Annotated in this window: 20 protein-coding genes; 18 read left to right on the forward strand and 2 right to left on the reverse strand. The window is 48.0% G+C overall.

What is annotated here, in order from left to right; genetic code table 11:
* Window positions 1–68: 68 nt before the first annotated feature.
* From ACFORK_RS13575 to ACFORK_RS13625, 11 genes are all read left to right on the forward strand, one after another.
* The gene (locus ACFORK_RS13575) at window positions 69–989 is read left to right on the forward strand and encodes an ABC transporter permease (RefSeq protein ID WP_379199676.1); all 921 of its coding nucleotides are present in this window, start codon (window positions 69–71) and stop codon (window positions 987–989) included.
* A gap of 24 nt (window positions 990–1,013) precedes the next feature.
* The gene (locus tag ACFORK_RS13580; RefSeq protein ID WP_379199678.1) at window positions 1,014–1,895 is read left to right on the forward strand and encodes a carbohydrate ABC transporter permease; all 882 of its coding nucleotides are present in this window, start codon (window positions 1,014–1,016) and stop codon (window positions 1,893–1,895) included.
* A gap of 244 nt (window positions 1,896–2,139) precedes the next feature.
* Window positions 2,140–4,227, forward strand: coding sequence for an alpha/beta hydrolase fold domain-containing protein (locus tag ACFORK_RS13585; protein WP_379199680.1), 2,088 nt, complete (start codon window positions 2,140–2,142; stop codon window positions 4,225–4,227).
* 93 nt (window positions 4,228–4,320) lie between these two features.
* Window positions 4,321–4,728, forward strand: coding sequence for a MerR family transcriptional regulator (locus ACFORK_RS13590; RefSeq protein ID WP_379199682.1), 408 nt, complete (start codon window positions 4,321–4,323; stop codon window positions 4,726–4,728).
* Between the two features lie 64 nt (window positions 4,729–4,792).
* Window positions 4,793–5,725 (forward strand): alpha/beta hydrolase, encoded by a 933-nt coding sequence (locus ACFORK_RS13595; RefSeq protein WP_379199684.1) that lies wholly within the window; start codon window positions 4,793–4,795, stop codon window positions 5,723–5,725.
* A gap of 219 nt (window positions 5,726–5,944) precedes the next feature.
* A complete protein-coding gene (locus ACFORK_RS13600) occupies window positions 5,945–6,652 on the forward strand; it encodes a FadR/GntR family transcriptional regulator (protein WP_379199686.1) in 708 nt (235 codons plus the stop codon).
* Between the two features lie 71 nt (window positions 6,653–6,723).
* On the forward strand, window positions 6,724–7,512 hold the full coding sequence (locus tag ACFORK_RS13605; protein ID WP_379199688.1) for an ABC transporter ATP-binding protein: 789 nt from the start codon (window positions 6,724–6,726) through the stop codon (window positions 7,510–7,512).
* Between the two features lie 250 nt (window positions 7,513–7,762).
* Window positions 7,763–8,224: a CcdC protein domain-containing protein gene (locus tag ACFORK_RS13610; protein WP_379199690.1), complete on the forward strand. Its 462-nt coding sequence runs from the start codon at window positions 7,763–7,765 to the stop codon at window positions 8,222–8,224.
* A 44-nt stretch (window positions 8,225–8,268) separates the two neighbouring features.
* On the forward strand, window positions 8,269–9,525 hold the full coding sequence (locus tag ACFORK_RS13615) for a sensor histidine kinase (protein WP_379199693.1): 1,257 nt from the start codon (window positions 8,269–8,271) through the stop codon (window positions 9,523–9,525).
* Window positions 9,522–10,199, forward strand: a complete 678-nt coding sequence (locus tag ACFORK_RS13620) for a response regulator (RefSeq protein WP_379199695.1) — start codon at window positions 9,522–9,524, stop codon at window positions 10,197–10,199. Before ACFORK_RS13615 ends, ACFORK_RS13620 begins: the two co-directional genes overlap by 4 nt.
* A 120-nt stretch (window positions 10,200–10,319) precedes the next feature.
* Window positions 10,320–11,579: an MFS transporter gene (locus ACFORK_RS13625; protein WP_379199697.1), complete on the forward strand. Its 1,260-nt coding sequence runs from the start codon at window positions 10,320–10,322 to the stop codon at window positions 11,577–11,579.
* A gap of 135 nt (window positions 11,580–11,714) precedes the next feature.
* On the opposite strand, the gene ACFORK_RS13630 is transcribed toward ACFORK_RS13625, so the two are convergent.
* Window positions 11,715–12,917 carry an MFS transporter gene (locus ACFORK_RS13630; RefSeq protein ID WP_379199699.1) on the reverse strand — a complete coding sequence of 401 codons (1,203 nt, stop codon included), beginning with the start codon at window positions 12,915–12,917 and terminating at the stop codon, window positions 11,715–11,717.
* 384 nt (window positions 12,918–13,301) lie between these two features.
* On the opposite strand from ACFORK_RS13630, the gene ACFORK_RS13635 reads away from it, so the two are divergent.
* Window positions 13,302–15,143 (forward strand): UbiD family decarboxylase, encoded by a 1,842-nt coding sequence (locus ACFORK_RS13635; protein WP_379199701.1) that lies wholly within the window; start codon window positions 13,302–13,304, stop codon window positions 15,141–15,143.
* A gap of 211 nt (window positions 15,144–15,354) precedes the next feature.
* Here the strand turns inward: ACFORK_RS13635 and ACFORK_RS13640 are convergent, their stop codons facing one another.
* Window positions 15,355–16,236, reverse strand: coding sequence for a glycosyltransferase family 2 protein (locus ACFORK_RS13640; protein WP_379199703.1), 882 nt, complete (start codon window positions 16,234–16,236; stop codon window positions 15,355–15,357).
* A gap of 258 nt (window positions 16,237–16,494) precedes the next feature.
* On the opposite strand from ACFORK_RS13640, the gene ACFORK_RS13645 reads away from it, so the two are divergent.
* The 6 genes from ACFORK_RS13645 (at window position 16,495) to ACFORK_RS13670 (ending at window position 22,901) form a co-directional block, all read left to right on the forward strand.
* The gene (locus ACFORK_RS13645; RefSeq protein ID WP_379199705.1) at window positions 16,495–16,932 is read left to right on the forward strand and encodes a MarR family winged helix-turn-helix transcriptional regulator; all 438 of its coding nucleotides are present in this window, start codon (window positions 16,495–16,497) and stop codon (window positions 16,930–16,932) included.
* Between the two features lie 97 nt (window positions 16,933–17,029).
* Window positions 17,030–17,722, forward strand: coding sequence for an MBL fold metallo-hydrolase (locus tag ACFORK_RS13650; RefSeq protein WP_379199707.1), 693 nt, complete (start codon window positions 17,030–17,032; stop codon window positions 17,720–17,722).
* Window positions 17,723–18,201: 479 nt separating this feature from the next.
* On the forward strand, window positions 18,202–18,615 hold the full coding sequence (locus tag ACFORK_RS13655) for a VOC family protein (protein ID WP_379199709.1): 414 nt from the start codon (window positions 18,202–18,204) through the stop codon (window positions 18,613–18,615).
* 69 nt (window positions 18,616–18,684) lie between these two features.
* Window positions 18,685–19,554 (forward strand): LysR family transcriptional regulator, encoded by an 870-nt coding sequence (locus tag ACFORK_RS13660; protein WP_379199711.1) that lies wholly within the window; start codon window positions 18,685–18,687, stop codon window positions 19,552–19,554.
* Window positions 19,555–19,758: 204 nt separating this feature from the next.
* Window positions 19,759–20,655, forward strand: coding sequence for an NAD-dependent epimerase/dehydratase family protein (locus ACFORK_RS13665; protein ID WP_379199714.1), 897 nt, complete (start codon window positions 19,759–19,761; stop codon window positions 20,653–20,655).
* Between the two features lie 365 nt (window positions 20,656–21,020).
* Entirely contained in the window at window positions 21,021–22,901 is a 1,881-nt protein-coding gene (locus ACFORK_RS13670) for an amidase family protein (protein ID WP_379199715.1), read from the forward strand.
* Window positions 22,902–22,948 lie beyond the last annotated feature (47 nt).

The following is a 22,948-nucleotide window of genomic DNA, read 5'->3' on the forward strand; positions in this document are numbered from 1 at the left end:
AGCGGGTTCCTAATGGTATCGTCGCGCTACCTGCGCCGGCCTGGGACCCGCTGTTTTTTACTCTGTATATGAAGGAGGTCTATGTGTTGAAGCTGCTACGAGACTGGTCCCGTCATAAATACATCTATATCATGCTGCTTCCCGTTGTGCTCTACTATCTGGTGTTCCTTTATTTTCCGATGTATGGTTTGCAGATTGCCTTCAAGGATTTCTCACCCGTCAAAGGAATTTTGGGCAGCGATTGGGTCGGGTTCAAGCATTTCATAGCTTTTTATGACAGTTATTATTTCTGGCGCTTGATTCGCAATACACTGCTGATTAGCTTCTATGAATTGATTTTCGGCTTTCCAGCTCCCATCATTCTGGCGCTGCTACTTAATGAAATCCGAAGCAGTGTATTTAAAAATGTGGTGCAGTCCATTACGTATCTCCCACACTTTATCTCTATTGTCGTAGTGGCGGGAATGATGGTCGACTTTCTGTCCGGGAACGGTCTGATCAATCAGTTGACTGGCTTGTTCGGTATTCCTTCCGTTTCTTTCCTTATTGTACCTGAATGGTTCCGGACCATTTATGTCTCTTCCGGGATCTGGCAAGGCGTAGGCTGGGGCTCGATTATTTATTTGGCGGCGATTACAGGGATTGATCCCAGTCTTTACGAAGCTGCCAAGACGGATGGCGCTGGACGTTTCAAACAAATTCTGCATGTCACACTCCCAGGAATTATGCCGACGATCATCATTATGCTGATCTTGCGATTTGGTACGCTTATGGCTGGGGGCAGTCTGGAAAAGATTCTTTTGTTGTACAACTCGACAACCTATGAAACGGCGGATGTTATCTCCACGTTCGTCTACCGGCGAGGATTGCTTCAGATGGACTATGGTTTTTCGGCAGCAATCGGCCTGTTCAACAATGTAATTAACTTCCTGTTGCTCGTCTCGGCCAACAAGATTAGCCGGAAGATCAATGAAACAAGTCTGTGGTAGTCCATTCCAGGGGGTGTATTATCCTTGAAAGCTTCTATTTCCTGGGGTGAACGGCTGTTTGATATCTGCATCAATGTCTTTATGGTGGTGCTGATGGCTGTTACCCTGTATCCATTTTTGTATGTGCTGTTCGCTTCTCTCAGCAACCCTACCAATCTGATTCGGCATCAGGGTCTGCTGTTGATGCCAACGGGCTTCAGTCTTGAATCCTATAAGCTGGTATTCCAGAATCCAATGATTTCTATCGGATATCTTAATACTCTGATTTATGTCGTCGTCGGTACGACGCTGAATCTGACGCTTACTAGCTTCGCTGCCTATGCACTATCTCGCAAGGGTGTTCGATTCGTCGGACCCATTATGTTTGCCATCGTATTCACGATGTTCTTCTCAGGGGGGCTAATTCCCACCTATCTCAATATGAAACATCTGGGGTTGCTTGATACGCGGTGGGCGATGATTCTGCCATCTGCGATCAGCACCTGGAACCTGCTGGTCATGCGTACCTCCTTTGCAGGTATTCCCGCAGCGCTGGAGGAATCGGCGCGGATCGACGGGGCTAATGATTTTCGTATCCTGTTCCAGATTTTCATCCCGGTTTCGCTGCCGATTATGGCTGTAATGACCCTTTTCTACGGTGTGGGGCATTGGAATGCCTATATGGATGCGCTGATTTACTTGCGCGACAAGGATTTGTACCCGCTGCAGCTTGTTCTGCAGGGAATTCTGATCACGAACAGCACAGACTCCATGATGAGTACCGTGGCGGACGTTGACAAAGGTCTGATTCAGGAGACGATCAAATATGCAACGATCATTGTTGCGACAGTACCGATCCTGCTGCTCTACCCATTCCTACAGCGATATTTTGTCAAAGGGGTTATGTTAGGTTCCATTAAAGAATAAGGCTCTAACTTTGAAGTGGGAATCTAAGCTTGGCTATTTGTAGACAGATATTGGTGGCGATAGTGTGTTTTTTGAAGCTAAATACGTAATATTACACTTGTTTTACGAAGAATGCAGGATTGTTAAATGCTGATTGGAAATCTAGAATGAAATTAGATTTGGTATTATCTTACTGCCGGCTAATTCTGCGAGTCAGCGCGGGGTATGGATCATACAGCTAAAATCATTCTAGGAGGTTGTCACAGTGAGGCGCAGGCTTGTTTATGTGATTCCGATTCTGCTTATTGTTCTAGCTGCCTGGTTATATCTGTATGATCGTGAGGATAACAAAGTTTCTGATAATCAAAAGAAGGAGGTGGTATCCGTGGAGAACCCTGCCAATAACAGTGTAACACCGCTCAACGTTAAGGTGATTCACGAGCAAGAGCCGGTGCAGTATTTGACCCCGGCTTATGAGGTTGATGTGAAACGTGATATTTTGTACGCCACGAAGAAGAATGAGACAGAAGCGGAGGAAGGGTTGAAGCTTGACCTGTACCAGCCCACTGGCGACAACAACAAGCTGAGGCCGGTCTTCGTCTTCATTCATGGAGGCGGTTATTCAGGAGGAGGTAAGGAAGATGCTGCAGATTTTGCAACGGCGATGGCTAAACGGGGATATGTGGTCCTGTCCGTGGATTACCGGTTGAAAAAAGACCCGTTTATAAACTTCAGCCGAACGCTTACCGATGCTTGCGAGGATATACGGGATGTGATCCATTGGATTAACGATAATGTAGTGACTTACGGACTGGATGCCGATCATATTGTGATCGGAGGAGATTCTGCTGGTGGCCATCTTTCTATAAATTTTGTCAATCTCTCATTGTCCAGTGATCCGGCTCTTGTGAAGTCTGTCTTTGCCATTGTGGATATTTATGGCGGGGATCTGACAAGGCTTCCGGATAGCAAGCTTCCACCGTTTCTTATTATCCATGGGACCATAGACAAGCTGGTTCCATACCAGCTAAGTGTGGATTTGGGCAATCAATTGAAGGAGCAGGGAATTTATCATAATTTGCTTACGATGGAGGGCGTAGGCCACGATTACAAGAACGCAAAGTATATCGACGAGATTGTAGAGACAACTTCGCATTTCATATGGAACCTCAGGAACACCCGCGAGCTTGATCGGTTACCGGAAAACTCCAGTCTCTCCGTTGCATCCGGTGATGTTTTTGACATCAAATTGCCCGAAGCTTACAGAGGTAATACCGGAGAGCAGCTACATGTCTCTTTGCCAGATGGGTGGGAGCTCATTGGAGAAGAGAACCACATACTGCAGATCCAGACTCCAGATGCCGTCAAGCGAGGGAATCTATCCGTTGATGTGTGGCAAGGAGCGGTCCGTGAGACCGCCCAGGGCTTTACCGTTAATGTGAATGTCGCCGATCCGCTGAAGGTACATTATATGACTTTCTATGATTCATCACACCAAGCGATAAGAACGCATATGGATGTCACCAACCGGTCCAAGAACAAATTCAGCGGGTTATTGGAAGTGGATTATGAGACAGCACGGTCTACTCCAGGCACTTTTACAACTGCAGTGGAGGCACTGCAACCAGGCGAGAAGGTGGGTGTTGATCTCCCGGAACTGGCAAGAGGTCAGCGCACACTGAAGGCTACTAACGATCAGGGTACATTGGTACAGACAGCGATGGATACTTTGAATGCTCTTCTTATTCCGAAGCTCGGTAAGCCGCTGAAGATCGATGGCAACCTGTCAGACTGGAATGACTTTGCTCGCTTTGAGGTAAAGGATGTTAAGATTAGAGATTGGAAGGGAGAACAAGATCTTAGTGCCAACGGCCAACTCTCATGGGATGCGAATAACCTTTATCTCGGGGTAGAGGTTACCGACGACAAGCATGTTCAGACGGCATCGGGGGATGCCATCTGGAGCGGGGACAGTATCCAGATCGGGATTGGCATAGCGAAACCGGATGGCACGGTTCCGTCAGAGTATCATGAATTAGGCGCCGCGAGAGGTGACGACGGAACGTTGTACAAGTGGCGCTGGATCGCACCAAGCGGCTTTTCAGTGGGCGATGCCATAGATCTTAAATACGTCATCAAACGGGAAGATTCAAAAACCACCTATGAGATGGCGATTCCATGGGAAGAGTTAAGCCGTGATACCGCACTGGTGAAGAAGGGCCTGAAGCTGAAATTCTCAATCCTGGTCAATGACAACGACGGAGACGGGCGCAGAGGCTGGGTAGAATACAACAGTGGCATAGGGACTGCCAAGGATATCGACGCCTTCGGAGATTTATATTTGACAGAGTGAGAGAGACTTCGCATGATTCCAAGGCCTGATGTTCAGGTCTTGGAATTTTTTTGCTAGAATAAGAGCAGATGGATGGTGAGAGGAGTCACGGTGATGACGGGATACTTACGTGGACAGGTAGCGAAAATAGCTAATGTGAATATGGAAACGTTAAGATATTACGAGAAACAAGGGTTGTTGCCTCCGCTACAGCGGTCAGAATCCGGCTACCGTATCTATTCAGAAGAGGTGCTGGACCGACTGACATTTATCCATAACGCCAAAACCTGCGGATTCACGCTGAAGGAAATAAGAAAGGCCTTAACCAAATCAAGAAATAGTGAAATAAACATTAATGATTTCATAATGACCATAGATCGAAAACAGGAGAAGATCAGATCCGAGATCTCGAAAAAAGAGGACACACTGCTGGCGCTGACTCAGTTGAAAAGCAACTTACAGGCCACGGATAGACATCCTGGCGTGCAGGCGACACTGCAAATCCTCAATATGGATTCCTAGTTGACCCTGTACCTAACTACAGGTCTTAAAGTAATTGTAACAAGACCAGTAGGAGGGCGTTAATATGTTAAGGACCAGTGTAGAGCAGCTAGAGGCTATTAAAGACTATTTGCGGCAAAACAATAATTATGCGAGTCAGACGGTGGCAGAGATAAGGCGGAGCATGGCAAATTCGGCAGCGGGAATGCCGAGGCACGATGAGATAACTTACCGGACAGAAAGCATCGGATCGCTGCGGGGCGAATGGGCTATTCCTGGCAACCTGGTTCCTGATATGGAGAACAAGGCGATTCTGTATTTCCACGGAGGAGGCTTTGTTGCTGGAACTTGCGATTTTTACCGGGATCTATGTACTAGAATCGCAAAGTCCAGCGGGATTAAGATACTCGCTGTGGAATACCGACTGGCCCCTGAACACCCTTTTCCCGCCGCCAATGACGATTGTCTGAACACATACCGCTGGTTAAGGAATCAAGGTTATGCTGCCGGAGATATTATACTGGGGGGAGATTCTGTAGGAGGCACGCTTGTCCTGATGACCCTATTATCATTGCGGGATCAAGGCGAGGAGCTGCCGGCCGGAGCTTTTTTGCTATCCCCGCACACAGATCTGGTTCATCTGGATGGAGAATCGTACAGCAGTCGTGCAGCACTTGATCCAACAGGGAGTCGGGCCGCCAATGAGAGGATACTGGAAGACTATGCAAGTATCAAGGAAGCAGAGCACCCGTTACTTTCTCCGCTAAGGATGGATCTACACGGTTTACCTCATTTATGGATACAAGTGGGAGATCATGAGGTGCTGCTAAGCGATGCAATCCGATTGCAGGAACGGGCCGATGCGGCCGGCGTTAAGGTGGAACTGGAAATCTGGGAGAATATGTGGAGCGTGTTTCAATTCCTGGCTCATATGCTACCCGAAGCACAACAGGCGATAGATCATATTGGTGGATTCGTCAGGAAAAGGCTGGAGGGAACGTCGCCGAGCAATTTCTGAAAAGGATTAAGAAACACCGCGGTAATGTCATGCTATGGCGGGAGGCGGGCTTATGCAAGGAATCGTGGGTCCCAAACAGAGTTAATTTGTTCTAATCCTAAACCTGGTGAGGCCTTGAAAAGACGCTATCACCGGGTTTTTCTACATGCGAATTTGGAAAAAAAGAGGTTGCCCCCATAACCGCACCGTGATATTATCCAATAAACAGGAGATGATCTGATGAATTCTAAAGTTTCATTCAAGGCATTGAATCGTCCCAAGCTGGTGGATGATGTGGTCAATCAACTGCAGAAGAAAATTTCCGACGGAGAGCTCAAGCACGGTGATAAAATCCCCACGGAACCAGAGCTGATGGAGCAGTTCGGCGTTGGACGCTCGACGATCCGCGAGGCGGTCAGGGTGCTGGTGCATGCAGGTCTGCTGGAGAAGCGGCAGGGCTTTGGCACGTTTTTGACAGCCGACCCTATTATTCATGAACCGCTGGTTCACCGGCTGCGGAGAGCTGAATTACTGGAGGTATACGAAGTAAGGAAGATGCTGGAGCTGGATATTTCCCGGCTGGCTGCACAGCGGCGGAGCGAGAAGGACCTAGAGCATATGCGGACCGCACTGGATCAGAGGGTGCAGGCACTGGACAACGACGATACGACCGCCTACCTGAATGCGGATATCGCTTTTCACCTGGCAGTGGCGGTAGCGAGTCATAACAGCATTGCTGCTGATTTGTACAGAACGTTCTCGTCCGTGCTGCTAGACTCGCAGCATACGCTGGCCAAAGATCAGGAAGTACATGACCCGCATCATCTTTTTCATGAGAATCTGTATCTGGCGATCCGGGACAAGGATGTGGCTGCGGCCGAGCACTGGACACTGCAAAATTTGAACGGCACCGTGGGGCAACTCAAGAAATTTCTGAATCAGGATTAAATTTTTTTGAAGTCAAACATCAGATGATATGATGAATATCGCCCATTTTCCTTCAAGGAGTGATTAAGCAGATGACGAATGTGATCGAAGTGAACAATGTAAGCTGGAACCGGGACAACAAGACGATCCTGGAGCAAATTGACTGGACCGTGACCAAAGGAGAACATTGGGCGATCCTGGGACTTAATGGCTCGGGCAAAACGACGCTGTTAAACGTCATCAACGGTTATATCTGGCCGACCAAGGGTCAGGTATCTGTGCTTGGGCACAGATTCGGGGATGTGGACCTTCGGGAGCTGCGCAAGTCCATCGGCTGGGTCAGCTCCTCATTACAGGAGAGATTGCATGCCAATGACAAGACCCAGAATGTGGTGATCAGCGGAAAACATGCCTCCATCGGATTATACGCCGAGCCGAGTGAGGAAGATTATGAACAGGCCCGGAAGCTGATGGAGCGTTTGTCCTGCCTTCATTTGCTGGATCGCGCTTATCAATCCTGTTCACAGGGAGAGAAGCAGAAGATTCTGATTGCCCGGGCACTGATGGCTTCGCCAAGACTGCTTATTCTGGATGAAGCTACGAACGGACTTGATTTCCTGTCCAGAGAAGCGCTGCTTGCAAGCATCAGTGAGTTGGCTCAGGAGCCGGATGCTCCAACGCTATTATTCGTTACCCATCATATCGAAGAGATCCTGCCTGTATTTAACCAGACCTTGCTGATTCGGCGGGGCGAAGTATACTCTAAAGGTCATTCACAAGAGGTTTTGACCAGCGCCAACCTGACCTCTTTCTTTGAAACCCCGGTTCAGGTGAGTTGGCAAAATCAGCGGGCCTGGCTCTCTATTCCCGAAAATAACTAAGACGAGCTTCCATGAAGACATAGCCTTAACAGGCTGTGTCTTTTTTCTTTGTCCCATAAGGCGGGACGTTCTATAGGTATTAATGCAGGGCCGAGAGGGCAAAATGCCTGCATCAGGCATTTCGGACTCTTTCCCAAGATCCATCTCCGGGTGGAGCGTGAGCATCAACCTGTGGGTGGACTCCATAGAACCGTAATTTCGGTACAATTATGCCATGCCTTACAAATTGCCACAGAAAAGAGGAATTCAAATGAGTATGACCAACTATGTGATTGTGGTGATCCTTGTTGTAATTTTAAATCTGCGGGAAAAAGAAATCAGACCCTCCCGTTTATGGATTACCCCGATTCTTTTTGCATATTTGATGTTGTCCAGTATGACCACAATCGACCTTACTCCTGGCAGTTTGCTGGTCTACCTGATCTGCATCGTCTTAGGTCTTGCTCTGGGCGCCTGGAGAGGCAAGCTTCAGAAGGTGCGGGTGAATCCTGATACGGGCAAAATCACGTCGCAGGGCTCGGTAGCCGGCATTGTGATTTTTCTGGCCGTGATGCTGATTCGCCATCTTGCGCAGTACTGGGGTGCGCATCATGCTGTGTTGTCTATAAGCACCGGATTGCTATTTGTTTCGATTGCTAACGTCTTTGCTCGCCGCTATTTTGTATATCTGAAATACAAACAGTTGGCAGGATATTCCGGCAGATTGAGATAAAGGTGTTATAATGAGATATCATTCCAAATGGCAAGGATTCTATTATGAAAATCAAACCAAAGCTCGGTCCATTGGCAGGCTTTCTCCTGACCCACCAGCGAAAGATCGTCCTTAGTCTTATACTGTTATATACGCTAAATGTTGTTCCCCAAATCATAGTGCCTTCGTCCAGATTCCCCGCAGCAGGCCCGGCTGTGGGAATACTGGCGGTGCTGATTTATTTGGTCCTTTTGTGGTTGCCAGGGTCGAGCGTCAAGGCCTCCTGGCGTGGCATTATGGTGCTGCTTAGCTGGCTGCTGACATTGCTCTATTGCCAGATGTTCAGTACCCCGGCACCGCTGATTGTCTTTGTTTTCTATCTTATAGGCTATGCTACGCTGCGGCTTCCGTTGTTTTTTTCGATCCTGCTGGGCGTATTGATGATATCAGGTGATGCTCTCATTTTCTTTCTGTACGGGGTGCAGAAGAATGATATTTTAGTCGCTTCTGTTCTCCACATGGGTACGTACATTATATTTTGGGGAGTGCGGGTCCGCAGGGAAGCTACCCGGTCCAGTATGCTCCATTATGAGCAATTGCAGGCGGTTCATGCGGAGCTGGAGCAAGCGCATCATCAGTTGCAACATACTCACCAGGAGTTGGAGGAGGCAACGGTCCAACTGCTTCGTTATGCTGTTCTGGAGGAGCGAACCCGCATTTCCCGTGATCTTCACGATAGTATCGGCCACGGTCTGACTTCCGTGATCGTGCAGCTTCAGGCGTTGCCCTTTATGATGAAAAGTGATGTTGCTGAAGGTGAAAAGGCGCTGCGGACGGTTCTTGACGTCGCCCGTCGATGTTTGCAGGATGTCCGATCTGTCGTCCGGCAGATGGCGACGGATGAGGACCGGCTTGGCCTTGTGGCTTTGCAAAGTCTTGTCAAGCAGGTGCAAGAGCAGGCTGGACTTATCATCAGAATGTCCGTTGACGGGGATGATCAGGAATGGGGAACAGAGATTTCCGAGCTGTTGTATCGGGTGCTGCAGGAGGCACTTACGAATGTGATCCGACATGCGCACGCTTCTCATGTTGAAGTGGTTATTACTAGCCATAGCAGAGAACTGATCCTGACTGTTGCAGATAACGGGATCTGGCAGCCTACCGCTGCGACGCAGCCCGGCTTTGGTCTAGCCAGTATGGAGGCCCGCTGTGTGCGTGCGGGCGGCATGCTGCAGATAGAAGGGGTTCAGCCGCACGGGATGAGACTGATAGTTACAGTGCCGCTGGGTGAAGAGCAAGGCAGAGAGGAAGAGAGACGATGACGGAATCAATGATTCGAGTCATGCTGGTTGACGACCAGCAGTTGGTTCGTCACGGCATGCGATACATTATTAATGCGCAGGAGGATATGGAGGTGGCGGGCGAAGCGGAGAGTGGGCCAGAGGCCGTGGAACTGATTCAGCATATCCGACCTGATGTAGTGCTGATGGATGTTCAGATGCCAGGTGGCAGCGGAATCGAAGCAACACCCCGTATTTTGGAGATTGATCCGGAGTGCAAAGTTGTTATCTTAACTACCTTTGATCAAGAGGACTATGTCTATGAAGGAATCCGATCCGGTGCGGCTGGTTATTTGCTCAAAGATGCCGCTCCGGAAGATTTGGTGGATGCAGTGCGAGCGGCATTCCGTGGGGAGGCCATTTTCCGGACTGCCGTGGCCTCCAAGGTGATCGGACGGGCCATGTCCTCCAGATTGCCAGCCCCTCTGGAGGACCCCGTGCCGGGCCTGTTACCGTCCTTCGATCCACTGACTGAGCGGGAGCTGGACGTCCTCCAGCAAATGGCATACGGACTACGCAATGAAGAGATTGCGGCCGCGCTCTATATCGGCGAGAGTACGGTGAAGACCCATGTCCACCGTATCCTGCAAAAATTCGGCGCGGAAGATCGTACTCAAGCTGTCGTATTTGCTATTCGCAATCGAATCGTCAAGTAGCCCTCCTTTTACAAAAGGAGGGTCTTTTTTTTACAGGAACTCATTTACAAATATGCGCGCTCTGATTATACTCATCCATATATTTCAATTATTACAGAGAGATTCCCTAACAAAGGAGAGTTGAAAACGTTGAGTGCAGTGCCTAACGCACCGAAATCACCAAGCCTTCTCAGCAACCGCTTCATCCAGACGATCATATTTTCTAATGTTCTGCTACAGATCGGAATCTGGGTCCGTAATTTTGCCATTTTGCTGTACGTTGCGGAGAAGACAAACAAGGATCCGTATGCGATCTCATTGATCAGCCTGGCCGAATTCGCCCCGATCTTTGTGTTCTCCTTTATTGGCGGAACGTTCGCAGACCGTTGGCGGCCCAAGCGGACCATGATCTGGTGTGATTTGCTGTCAGCGGTATCCGTATTTGCTGTGCTCCTGACTATTCATTTTGGCAGCTGGCACTCTGTGTACTTTGTGACGTTCATCTCGGCGATTCTGTCTCAATTCTCACAGCCTTCGGGGATGCGCCTGTTCAAGCAGCATGTACCTGAAGAGCAGCTACAGCAGGGGATGGCGCTATTTCAGTCGCTGATGGCGATCTTCATGGTGCTTGGACCGATGCTGGGTACCTTTGCTTACAGCAATTTAGGTCTGGAGTATTCGATAGCGGTGATGGGAGTTGTGTTTCTGCTCTCTGCGCTTGTACTGTTCAGGCTACCGAAAGATAAAGTCGAGCCACGGACGACTGAGACCAAGGGACAATTCCGTAAGGAACTGAGTGAGGGCTTTCGTTATGTATGGCAGAGTCCGGTCTTACGCATGCTTGGCGCGGCTTTTATTCTTGCCGGGCTGGCCGTTGGTGTAGCTCAGGCCTTGAGCTTGTTTATCGTAACGGAGCGGCTGGGGAAGCCTGAGAATTTTCTGCAATACATGCTAATTGTGAATGGGGCGGCTATGCTAATTGGCGGTGGAATTATTGCTGCTTTCTCAAAACGTGTGCCCCCGCAGGCTTTGCTGGGCTTTGGCATGCTGGTTAGTGCCGCATGTACGGCCGTTATTGGGCTCTCAACAAGTGTCAGCCTCACCTTGCTCGCACAATTCGTGAACGGTCTGGCCTTCCCTAGCATCCAGATTGGGATCAGCACGATGATCTTGAAATGGTCGCATGAATCCATCGTGGGCCGAGTGAACGGGGTGCTGATGCCTATGTTCACAGGGATGATGGTAATTTCCATGTCTCTGGCCGGCACATTGAAGCATGCCTATCCGCTGGTAACCATTTATGCCGGAGCCGGTGTTCTGTTCCTGCTTGGCGCACTGCTGATGATCCCGATCCTGAAACAGAGAGCACCGGAGAACTTACAAGCTGTGCCGCAGCAGTAAGGGATTTAATGTCGTTGATCATGTCGTAGATAAACAAGGGCCGCTTTCATTCTGCTCCTCCTTAAGATTAGTAGGGGGAGGGATGAAAGCAGCCTGTTTTGGATGGGGTTATGGAGATACTTCCCCCAATATAGATTAATTTCGTTCAAGTTTGGCTGAAATCCCTGTCAGAATAATTGCCGCGAAGACCATAATGGCACCGACCCAAGGTGTATGAACGAGACCCAGATGGTCGATGACGACGCTACCGACGACGGAGCCAAGTGCAATACCTACATTGAATGCTCCAATGTTAAGCGCAGAGGCAACATCCACCGCTGAAGGGACATACTTCTCCGCAAGCTGGACAATATACAATTGAAGACCAGGTACGTTCATGAAGGCGAACAGACCCATCAGAATGACACCAATGATGCCAGCAATTTTTAATGGGGCAAGGAAAGTCAGCAGGACCAATACCACGGCTTGAATCACGAACATCCAGAACAAGGCGCGGATGGGATTTTTGTTAGCCAGCTTGCCGCCAAGCGAGTTGCCGAAGGCAACGGCAATACCATAGGCGATCAGAATAATGTTAATGGCTCCTTGGCTAATGCCGGTCACATCATGCAGAAGTGGCGTTAGATAAGTGAAGGCTACGAATGTGCCGCCATACCCAAGTGCGGTGATCAGAAAACCAAGCAGCAGACGCCCATTAGTTATCAGTCGGAACATGTCGCTGAATTTGGCAGGCGGGGATTGCTTCAGATTGTTGGGGATCAAGATACTACTAGCAATGATGGCAATCACGCCAAACGCAGCCACACCCCAGAATGTTGCCCTCCAGCCGAAGGCTTGGCCGATATAGGTTCCCAGCGGAACGCCCGTAACAATAGCGATGGTCAGACCCGTGAACATTAGCGCGATAGCACTGGCTTTTTTCTCGGGAGAGACGAGCTGAACAGCGATGGTTGCACCAATGGAAAAGAAAACACCGTGCGAGAAAGCCGTTATGAAACGCGCGATGAGCAGCACGGTGAAATTAGGTGCTAAGCCTGCTATAGCATTGCCGACTATGAACACTACCATCAGGGACATCAGCAGCGTTTTGCGGCTCATCCGGTTCGTAAGTGCGGTCAGAATCGGTGCGCCAATGGCGACTCCAAGTGCATAACCGGAGATGAGCAGACCGGCCAGCGTAAGGGCAATATTCAAATCGTCAGCGATGGAAGCAAGAAGGCCTACAGGTACAAATTCAGTGGTGCCGATCCCAAACGCGCTGATGGCGAGGGCAAAAAGGGCCCAGCTTCCCGAGATTGACGATGTATTCTGATGAGACTGTGAAATAGACTGACTCATGATAATCCTCCTAAGTGTTGATATGATAACCGAAGCAGAGTATTGATGATGCCCTGCGAACGAGAGTTATTATATAGCCATAGGAATTGAAAATATAAGTACGTACTTTTAAGTGCTATAGGTACCTGGAAGTACCCTTTGTGGTCTGGCAGGGGTTCTTCTGTCTTATGAGAGTTAGTGGGAATAAGAAAGCAGATGCAGTCTTGGGTGTTCGTTGAATTCCCGAGACTGCTTTTTGGCATGTAACTGAACTGTGACAAAGGGGAGTGTTAGAAGAGATGTGTTTTTGCGGAATATATCGTAAACTATAACTATATGAATTTTTACAGGAAGAAGAGGTAAACGGTAGTTTATCATTTTAACCTAATAGATTGGAGCAATTACATGAGCTATCGCAATTTGGAAGAATGCATCATTGATCTGGAGAAAAACGGACATTTGGTTCGTATTACCGAAGAAGTTGATCCGCATCTGGAGATGGCGGCCATTCATATGAAGGTGTTTGAAGCGGGTGGGCCGGCATTGCTTTTCGAAAAAGTGAAAGGCTCGAAGTTCCGTGCGGTGTCCAACCTGTTCGGAACGGTGGAGCGCAGCAAATTTATTTTTCGCGATACGTGGGATTCGACTCAGAATGTCATTGCCTTGCGCAATGATCCAGTGAAAGCACTGAAGAATCCGTTCAAATATATCGGCACCGGACTTGCGGCAAGAAGAGCGCTGCCTCTGAAGAAATCCGGCAGTCTGCCGTCCGGCTTCCAGGAAGTTCAGATCTCCGATCTTCCGCTGGTTAAGCACTGGCAAGGGGATGGTGGAGCTTTTGTCACATTGCCCCAGGTGTATTCGGAGGACCCGGACAAGCCAGGCATTATGAACTCCAATCTGGGAATGTACCGTGTCCAGCTCACCGGGAATGAATATGAGTTGAACAAAGAGGTTGGTATCCACTACCAGATACACCGCGGGATCGGCATCCATCAGGATAAGGCCAATAAGCAGGGCAAGCCGCTTAAGGTAAGCGTCTTTATCGGCGGTCCTCCGGCACATACGTTATCGGCAGTGATGCCATTGCCGGAAGGGATGAGCGAGCTGACCTTTGCCGGGCTGCTGTCCGGGCGTCATTTCCGCTACAGCTATGTGGATGGCTACTGCATCAGCAATGATGCAGATTTTGTGATCACAGGTGAGATCTATCCGGGTGAGACGAAGCCGGAGGGGCCTTTTGGCGACCACTTGGGATATTATAGCTTGATTCACCCTTTTCCAGTGATGAGAGTGCACAAGGTGTATGCCAAACAGAATGCCATCTATCCATTCACAGTTGTAGGCAGACCTCCACAAGAAGATACTGCCTTTGGTGCGCTGATTCATGAATTGACCGGAGGGGCGATCCGACAGGAGGTTCCCGGGGTAAAAGAGGTTCACGCCATCGACGCTGCGGGTGTACACCCGCTGTTGTTTGCAATAGGAAGCGAGCGTTACACTCCATATCAGAAAATCAAGCAGCCTGCGGAGATTCTGACCATTGCCAACCGGATTTTGGGCACAGGGCAGCTCAGCCTGGCGAAATTCCTGTTCATTACGGCGGAAGAGGACAAGCAGGTCAGCACGCATGATATTGAGGATTTCCTGGCCTATGTGCTGGAGCGGATTAATCTGCGCCGGGATATTCATTTTCAGACTAACACGACAATAGATACGCTTGATTATTCTGGGACGGGGTTAAACACCGGGAGTAAGGTTGTTTTTGCGGCGGTTGGAGAGGTCAAAAGAGAGCTGTGCCGTGAAGTGCCAGGCATCCTGAAGGATCTCCCGGGAGCCGGACAAGCTCGACTGATCATGCCCGGCATTGTGGCGCTCCAAGCATCCCCATTTGGCAGCTACGATGAAGCGCAGCGGGAAATTGGTGAGTTAAGCAAGGCCATTGAGCAAAGAGGTGCACTGCCATCTTGTCCGATGATTATTCTCTGTGATGACAGTGAGTTCATGAGTGCAAAGCTGGACAATTTCTTGTGGGCTACCTTTACGCGCAGCAATCCGTCACATGACATCTACGGCGTGAACAGCGGGTATGAGCACAAGCATTGGGCCTGTGACAATGTTATTATCGACGCCCGTACCAAGCCACATCAAGCACCGCCATTGATTGAAGACCCTGTGGTGCAGAAGAATATTGAACGAGTGTTCGTGAAAGGTGCAAGCCTGGGCGGAATTGGGACAGGAAAATAAGCTATTTTATGTATTGAAAGAGCAACCTTGAAAACCTCCCGGCAGTGGCCGGGGGGATTTGCTTATATAACGCCCCTGAATCATCTGCCGATCCTGAGGAAATGCGTTGCATACATAAAACAACCCGCCGAGTGCAAAAAGCGCCTGACGGGTTGTTTCACATCCTTTACTCAATGCATGCATCAACGATTGGACGTTGGTTGCTTATAGATTAATATGGAATTCTTGATATACATCTGGAGAAAGCCATTCTTAAAATATCCTGATCGAATACATGGTGTTGTTGATTTTGATCAATTATCCAATTCGCAAAACCTGTTGCTGTTCGATAGTCCTCAATATCATCAGCATTAACCCTAAACTCAGCTAATCTAGTCATTATTGCGTATTCCTCATCCGATAATTGAATGCCTAGTTGAGAAAGCTGTCTTTCACGGATTCTTCGTGCAGTATTATCTTGTATTGGTCGATGTGTATTGGATATTTGTCCTGGATGTGGTCGATAATACATTAAATTATGAGGGATATTGGCCAATTGCGCGCTTGAGGTTAGTCTGTTCCACAGTTCATAATCCTCTGCATGAGGGTAATTATGATCATAACGAATCCCGAGACGATCTATTGAACTACTGCGCATCATAACTGAAGGATGCAGAATGCAACAATTAAATAACAACCAGACCTTAATTTCTTCATGATACATAGGATTTAATTTGACAGGCCCGAGATAGTTCGTTGTATATCCTGTTCCGCAAATATCTATGGTGGGATTCTGGTCCATAAAATAAGCCTGCACATCCAAGCGGTTTAGTGCTGCAATGTCATCACTGTCTATACGGGCGATGTACTGGCCTTGGGCTAGATCGAGCCCTTGATTCAGTGAAGTGACAATACCCATATTCTCGGCATGAAATATCTTTTTTACTCTAGTGTCTTGTATTTCATGTATGATTCCTGCTGATCCGTCGGTTGATCCGTCATCAATTATTATCAATTCTAGGTCACTTAATGTTTGCAACAAGATTGAATTAACGGCTTCCTGCAAATAGATTGCGTTATTGTAGACGGGCATAATTACAGATACTCTTGGCACCAGGCATTCCTCCTAAACACTTGTCTCTCATTAACAAAATATGATGAGATACACTAATGCGCGACAAGAGGAATGAAAAAGGGCATATTTCAGGTAGTAAACTGCCTGCATCTATTCGAGCATCACTTGCAATTGTAATCAATCTATGAAGGCATTAACCTATCAACACTGAATACAAGGTGTGTGATAAGCTGAAAGGAACGTGCTGCTTGACAGTGAAGTGAAAAAGATTAATAATTATTTAGGGAGGCTAAGTAAATGGGGCATCCATTCAGTGGATATATCGTATATTGGAATAAACGGATTTACCGCGAACTTAACGCCATGTATGACAGGAAGTTGGCAGCCTACGGTCTTACTTCAGGACAGGTGAATGTACTGGAGCAATTGTGGACCTTGGGAGATGGTATGACGCAGAAGGAATTGCATGAGCGGCTTGGTATTCGTCCGGCCTCACTTACCAATCTACTTAATGCTCTTGTAGAAGGGAATTGGGTAGTTCGTAAGTCTGATCCGCAGGATGCGCGGTCCAAACGGATTTATCTGACGGATGCAGGACTGGCTCAGAGCAAAATCTGTATGGAGATCATCACGGAGCTGGAAAGTGTGGCCCGGCAGGGGATGGCCCCGGAAGAACTCTCCCTGATGATGGTGTGGCTGCAGAAAATTCATAATAATGTTTCCGACGAGGAATAAAAACAATAGAGAGAGAGGAGGTTTTTTTTGAGAACATATTTAGTCTAACTAAATATATTTCTGGCTAGCCCATTCTAACATAGAAAGGAAGAGAGTGATGAAGATCAAACCTGTAGCTGATGGAATCTATTTACTGCCTCTGAAAAATGTAAATGCCTACCTGCTGGAAATGGAGCATGGGCTTGTACTTATAGATACGGGATTACCCGGGAGTGAACATATAATTATAACAGCCATTGAATCGCTGGGTCACAAGCGTGAGATGTTGCAGTCTATTTTGCTTACGCATTGCCATACCGATCATGCTGGAAGTGCAGCAGCACTAAAACGGATGCTTCCACATGTTAAAATCTATGCCAATGCCATGGATGCGGACATTATAGAGAAGGGGTTGCAGATGCGGCCGATGTCTCCGGCTCCGGGTCTGCTAAACAAGCTGTTGTTCCGTCTCTTTGGCAAGGGGACTCCCATCGAACCTGTTCAGATTGATGTTAGATTAGCAGATGGTGAGCATCCTGATTTTTCTGATGACTTAATGGCTGTTCATCTCCCAGGCCACTGTTTGGGTCAGCTTGGTTTCTTGCATTCTGGTCATGGCGGAATTATGTTCGTAGCAGATGTGGCAACTAATATGACGGGTCTTGGTTTCAGTATGGGGTATGAGGATTTAGAGGTTGGGAAGCAAAGTATTCGAAAATTGGGTCAATACGATTTCGAAATCGCCTGCTTCGGTCATGGTAGACCAATCATGTGGGAAGCTTCACGCCGGTTTCAGAATATGTTGCGGTAATGGTTACGATAGTACCTGACTAATTAACGCACAGCAGCCCTCCGCGTGGAGAGGCTGCTGTTTACGTATATTCTAGATATCATTAAAATATTGTCTATGGTCATAAACCACTAGGAGGCTTGGGGAGAATATATGCTGTTAGCAGAAGAAGATTATCAGTATAGAGACACATATTTTATAGTGTGGCATGCAGAGGGACTACTCCCCATCTTGTTTATCGTCGTTATCATTGCAGTGGGGTTGTTTTGTTGGAGGAAAGGCATAAAGCGGAGAAAGAAATAAACTGAAAGAACGGAGAAACTTATTCTTAAGTATAAGTATTATCAAATTAGATTAATTGCTCTAGTTTTATCGATTGTATGTTGATGGATTGCCTGTGTCATAATAACCAAACCGCAATCCATAAGTAATCATGTCCGACTCAGACGTGTTAATATGGGAGCTATGGACATATTTTAACTTCAAAAGGAGCGATTGCATTGACAAAAGAGTTGTGGATTAACCTTCCGGTAAAGGATCTTCAGAAGTCACGGGAGTTTTTCGGCAAGCTTGGTTTTTCGTTTCATCCACGGCATGAGAACAGTGATGAAGCGGCCGGACTGATCATTGGGGACAAGAATGTGCTAGTGATGCTGTTCCCTGTGGATACTTTTAAGAGCTTTACAGGCCATGAGCTTGCAGATACGCAGCAGGGGACAGAGGTCTTATTGTCCATTGACGCAGAGAGCCGCGAAGAAGTCGATGAACTGGTGAGCAAGGTGCTGGAGGCTGGCGGCACGGTCTACAAAAAGCCCGGAGGCGAGGGCTGGATGTACGGTGCCGGATTTGCTGATCCGGATGGCCACCGCTGGAATGTGTTGTATATGGACATGAGCCAAATGCCGCAGGGATGAGATTTTTCGTGAGCGGTCTAAATGATAGGTGAATTCTGGTGTTTGTATAATAAGGAGACTGGAGGCAATATGGCAGATTTCGAGTGGTACAGAAGCTTCTGCAACATCTATAAACACAACTCGGTGTCCGAAGCTGCTAAGACCCGCATGATGACACAGCCGGCGATGAGCCAGCATCTGGCTTCTCTGGAGGCTGAAGTGGGGGAAGCGCTCTTTATCCGAACGGCCCGGAAGATGCTGCCGACTGAACGGGGGAAGGAGCTGTACTCTCAGCTGGCCCCGCTAATCGAATCGCTGGAGGAGGCGACGATGAATTTCAGAGCGGCTTCGCTGCCAACGCTTACGGTGATTAAGATAGGGACAGCGCACGAGTTCTATATGGAAAAAATACTTCCACGGCTCCATCAATACGATTTTCGCACCATTACCCAGTTCGGGACGGCCAGTGAATTGCTGGAGATGCTGAAAGAGGATAAGGTGGATATCATCATTACCTCACAGAAGGTACAGACACCGGGGATTGAGTACCTGAAATTAATGGACGAGGAATTCGCTATTGTGGCGCCGAGTTATTATGAGATACCGGATACGGATGATCTTGAGGAGAGGGAGCAATGGCTGTCTGCACAGCCATGGTTGAGCTATGGACTGGAGCTGCCAATCATCCGGCGGATATGGAGAGAGCATTTTAACAAACGCCCTCAGATCAGGCCGGTTCATGTTATTCCGAATTTACATATGATCCTAACTGCGATTGGTAACGGCACAGGTCTTAGTGTTATCACTACTTATTTGACTAATGAAGCGGCCAGAGTCAACACGAAAGAGATTTATGAAGATTTAAAAGTGAAGAATGAATTGTTCTTTGCTTATAAGCTTAAGCACAAGCATTTGCCGCAGATCCGCGAGATTATGGCGGTCATTCGTGAAGAGGAATAGAGATCGTCCAGTGTTTGCTGGGCGGTCTTTTTTATATTCTTAATTATAAATATATTTATGGTTAACTCTATAATTAATAATTTGTTTTATGTATTGGGTAGAACTACAATAGGGGAGCAATTCAAATTCAACACTCACCAAAGCGGTGATTGAACAACTAGGCTAATCCGCTATTTATACTAAATATATAGGAGGAGAGAACCAATGAAAGTATTCGTAACAGGTGCAACAGGTTATATAGGCGGATCTGTGGCTAAGGTGCTGATTGATGCTGGACATGTAGTCTATGGGCTTGTGCGTGATCCGAAGAAGGTGGATGCTCTTATGGACATTGGCATTGAGCCTGTACTGGGGACATTGGAAGACAACGAAGTGTTGACCAAATATGCTAGGCTAAGCGACGCAGTTATTCATACCGCCGATTCGGATCATAGAGGGGCAGTGGAGACCTTTATCACCGCCTTGCGTGGTACAGGCAAAGCTTTTCTGCATACATCCGGTTCCAGTGTGGTGGGAGATGATGCTCGGGGGGATACCCAAAGCGACAATATATATGACGAGGAGACGCCGTTTGTTCCAATGGATATCCGGGTTGACCGGGTAGCTATTAACAATTTGGTGCGCCAAGCCGGAATCGATGAGTGGGTGAGAAGCGTCGTTATTGTGCCTACCATGATCTACGGCGATTCCCTAGGCTTACCGACAGAAAGCGACCAGTTGCCGCAGATGATCCGTAAATCAAAGGCGGTGGGAGCAGGCGTTCATGTGGGCAAAGGTGTGAACCGCTGGTCCAACGTTCACATCAAGGATTTGGCGGAATTATATCGATTGGCTCTGGAAAAAGCTCCTTCTGCTTCGTACTTTTTCGCTGAGAATGGGGAAGAGTCCTTTCAGGATATCGCGAAAGCGGTCAGTGAAGCACTGGGTTTTGGGGGCACAACATTGAGTTGGCCGGCCGACGAGGCCATTGCAGAGCTGGGCGACTGGGCTCGCTTTGCCATCGCTTCCAACAGTCGTGTGCGGGCGATACATGCTAGAAATCTGTTGGGCTGGCAGCCTTCTGCAGAACCTATGCTAAGCTGGATAACAAGCATCTCATAAGTATGAATTCGTCCCTTGCAAGACGGCAGAAATGCCGTTTTTTTTGTGTGCAATAATCTATCGCAACGAAAGGATAAAGCGATAATATACGATATTAATGTTAGATAATATTACATATAACATGGTATTTATTATTATTTTTGTATTCATCGTCATATTAGTACAATCAAATTTTATATAAAAATTATATATTATAACTTGAAAAAGATAGTATTAAGTCGAGAATAGTAGATAATTTAAGATAATAAACTATGAAATCGCTTTTTATTCAGAATTTTATGTTTGTAAGGAAATATAACACGGAATATAATGAGGGGGAATTACTAGTCAACCAGATTACATAACTTGAAAGCGGGGGAGTCATCATGTTCAGAAAATCCAGATTTACTATCATCTCCGGTCTAGTAACAGGCGCCTTATTGTTGTCCGTTCCGTTGTCTGCTTTTGCAGCACCGACGGTGGCAGCTCCTATCAAACCGGTTACTTCACAGGAATTAGTCTCCCTGATGAACGATGCCAGTTCACGGGCTGGAAGCACCGTTTCCTTTCATATGAAAGAGGCCCCAAGCGTGTCCCGCGAAGAGTTAGCTGTTATGCTGGGAACTTCATTGAAGCTGGCAGATGCCAAGGAGCCGTTCGTCGACGTGCCTGATCATTCAGCGTCCGCAGGGGCGATTGGAGCTCTGAATGAGAAACAGCTTATGCAAGGAACGAGTCCGGGCCGATTTGAACCTAAAGCGCTTTTGACAGAGAAGCAGGCTCAGGTGCTGGCTGACCGTCTCTATGATTATCTGAAGCCCTTTGAATTGGTAGAAGCGACGATTGCTGATATTCAAAAAGCTGTCGGTCAAGGGAAGCTGACTTATAAACAGTTGACCCAAATGTACCTGGATCGGATCAATAAGTACGATCACCAAGGGGTTAAGCTAAATGCAGTAATTACTGTGAATTCCGATGCTCTTAAGACCGCTGAAGCGATGGATAAAGAAAGAGAGACCCAAGGCATTCGTGGGCCGCTGCACGGGATTCCTATTGTCGTAAAAGATAACTATGCTACTGCTGATCTGCCTACCACCGCAGGCTGTCTTTGCCTGAAGGATGCCATCCCGACGCATGATGCGGAGATGGTTAAGAAGCTCAAGGATGCTGGTGCTATCATCATCGGCAAAACCAATCTGGACGAATTCGCCTCGGGTATTACGGGAGCCAGCTCACTGGGTGGACAGACCTTGAACCCTTATGCTCTTGACCGCTCTCCTGGTGGGTCCAGCGCAGGCACCGGTGCATCTGTAGCGGCTAACTTCGCTTTGGCCGGCCTTGGAACGGATACCGGTGGTTCGATCCGCATTCCATCTTCGTATAACAGCTTGGTTGGTATTCGCCCAACGGTGGGCTTGACGAGCCGGGATGGCATCATTCCACTGGCGCTGACCCAGGACGTAGGCGGCCCGATAGCGCGCACCGTAACGGATGCAGCAATTCTTCTGGGAACCTCCTCTGGCTATGACGCTGATGATGTGGCAACGGCCTATAGTGTTGGTCACTCCAAGACCGATTATACAAAGGATCTGGATGTCAATGGTCTAAGAGGTGCCCGCATCGGGGTAGCTACTGAGTTATTTGGTACGAAGCCGGAAGAAATGCCGACTACTAATCTGATGAATGCTGCTGTTGCCGACATGAAGAAGCTAGGGGCGATTACAACCCCGATCACCATCCCGAACCTGGCAGAAATCATGAAATATCCAAGTCTCAGTGGATATGAATTCAAATCTCAGCTGAATGAATATCTGGCGAATTACCAGCCGGATGCGCCTTACCATACGCTTACAGAGATTATCAACTCCGGACAATTCTTAAAAGGGAACGAAAGTACCTACAAGCTGCGCGATACACGTGATCTGGAATCCCAGGAGTATAAGGATATCGTCCTGAAACGCACCAAGCTGACACGCGATGCGCTCTTGAAGGTAATGGCGGACAATCATCTGGATGCCATCATCTATCCATCCACTGTACAAACCACTGTACCGATTGGCGAATCCTCTAAAGCCGGTAACAATAACCGACTTAGCCCTTTCAGCGGCTTCCCTGCGATCTCGGTTCCAGCCGGATTTACATCGGAAGGTCTGCCGGCAGGCATGGAGTTCCTGGGCCGTCCGTTTGACGAGGCTACACTGATCAAGCTGGCTTACGCTTATGAGCAAGGAACACATAACCGCAAGGCACCTGCACTTTTACCTTAAGAAGTTACCTCTATAAGCAAGTCTATTAAAGTTACAGCAAAGCAGCG

Source organism: Paenibacillus sp. GCM10012306 (assembly GCF_042649265.1).
Taxonomy (GTDB): Bacteria; Bacillota; Bacilli; order Paenibacillales; family Paenibacillaceae; genus Paenibacillus_AQ.

Bases quoted from the DNA above. Each gene is read 5' to 3' on its own strand.
- ACFORK_RS13575 (WP_379199676.1), top strand. From the start codon at position 69: ATGAAGGAGGTCTATGTGTTGAAGCTGCTACGAGACTGGTCCCGTCAT.
- ACFORK_RS13590 (WP_379199682.1), top strand. From the start codon at position 4,321: ATGACGGGATACTTACGTGGACAGGTAGCGAAAATAGCTAATGTGAAT.
- ACFORK_RS13595 (WP_379199684.1), top strand. From the start codon at position 4,793: ATGTTAAGGACCAGTGTAGAGCAGCTAGAGGCTATTAAAGACTATTTG.
- ACFORK_RS13600 (WP_379199686.1), top strand. From the start codon at position 5,945: ATGAATTCTAAAGTTTCATTCAAGGCATTGAATCGTCCCAAGCTGGTG.
- ACFORK_RS13605 (WP_379199688.1), top strand. From the start codon at position 6,724: ATGACGAATGTGATCGAAGTGAACAATGTAAGCTGGAACCGGGACAAC.
- ACFORK_RS13610 (WP_379199690.1), top strand. From the start codon at position 7,763: ATGAGTATGACCAACTATGTGATTGTGGTGATCCTTGTTGTAATTTTA.
- ACFORK_RS13615 (WP_379199693.1), top strand. From the start codon at position 8,269: ATGAAAATCAAACCAAAGCTCGGTCCATTGGCAGGCTTTCTCCTGACC.
- ACFORK_RS13620 (WP_379199695.1), top strand. From the start codon at position 9,522: ATGACGGAATCAATGATTCGAGTCATGCTGGTTGACGACCAGCAGTTG.
- ACFORK_RS13630 (WP_379199699.1), bottom strand. From the start codon at position 12,917: ATGAGTCAGTCTATTTCACAGTCTCATCAGAATACATCGTCAATCTCG.
- ACFORK_RS13635 (WP_379199701.1), top strand. From the start codon at position 13,302: ATGAGCTATCGCAATTTGGAAGAATGCATCATTGATCTGGAGAAAAAC.
- ACFORK_RS13645 (WP_379199705.1), top strand. From the start codon at position 16,495: ATGGGGCATCCATTCAGTGGATATATCGTATATTGGAATAAACGGATT.
- ACFORK_RS13650 (WP_379199707.1), top strand. From the start codon at position 17,030: ATGAAGATCAAACCTGTAGCTGATGGAATCTATTTACTGCCTCTGAAA.
- ACFORK_RS13660 (WP_379199711.1), top strand. From the start codon at position 18,685: ATGGCAGATTTCGAGTGGTACAGAAGCTTCTGCAACATCTATAAACAC.
- ACFORK_RS13665 (WP_379199714.1), top strand. From the start codon at position 19,759: ATGAAAGTATTCGTAACAGGTGCAACAGGTTATATAGGCGGATCTGTG.
- ACFORK_RS13670 (WP_379199715.1), top strand. From the start codon at position 21,021: ATGTTCAGAAAATCCAGATTTACTATCATCTCCGGTCTAGTAACAGGC.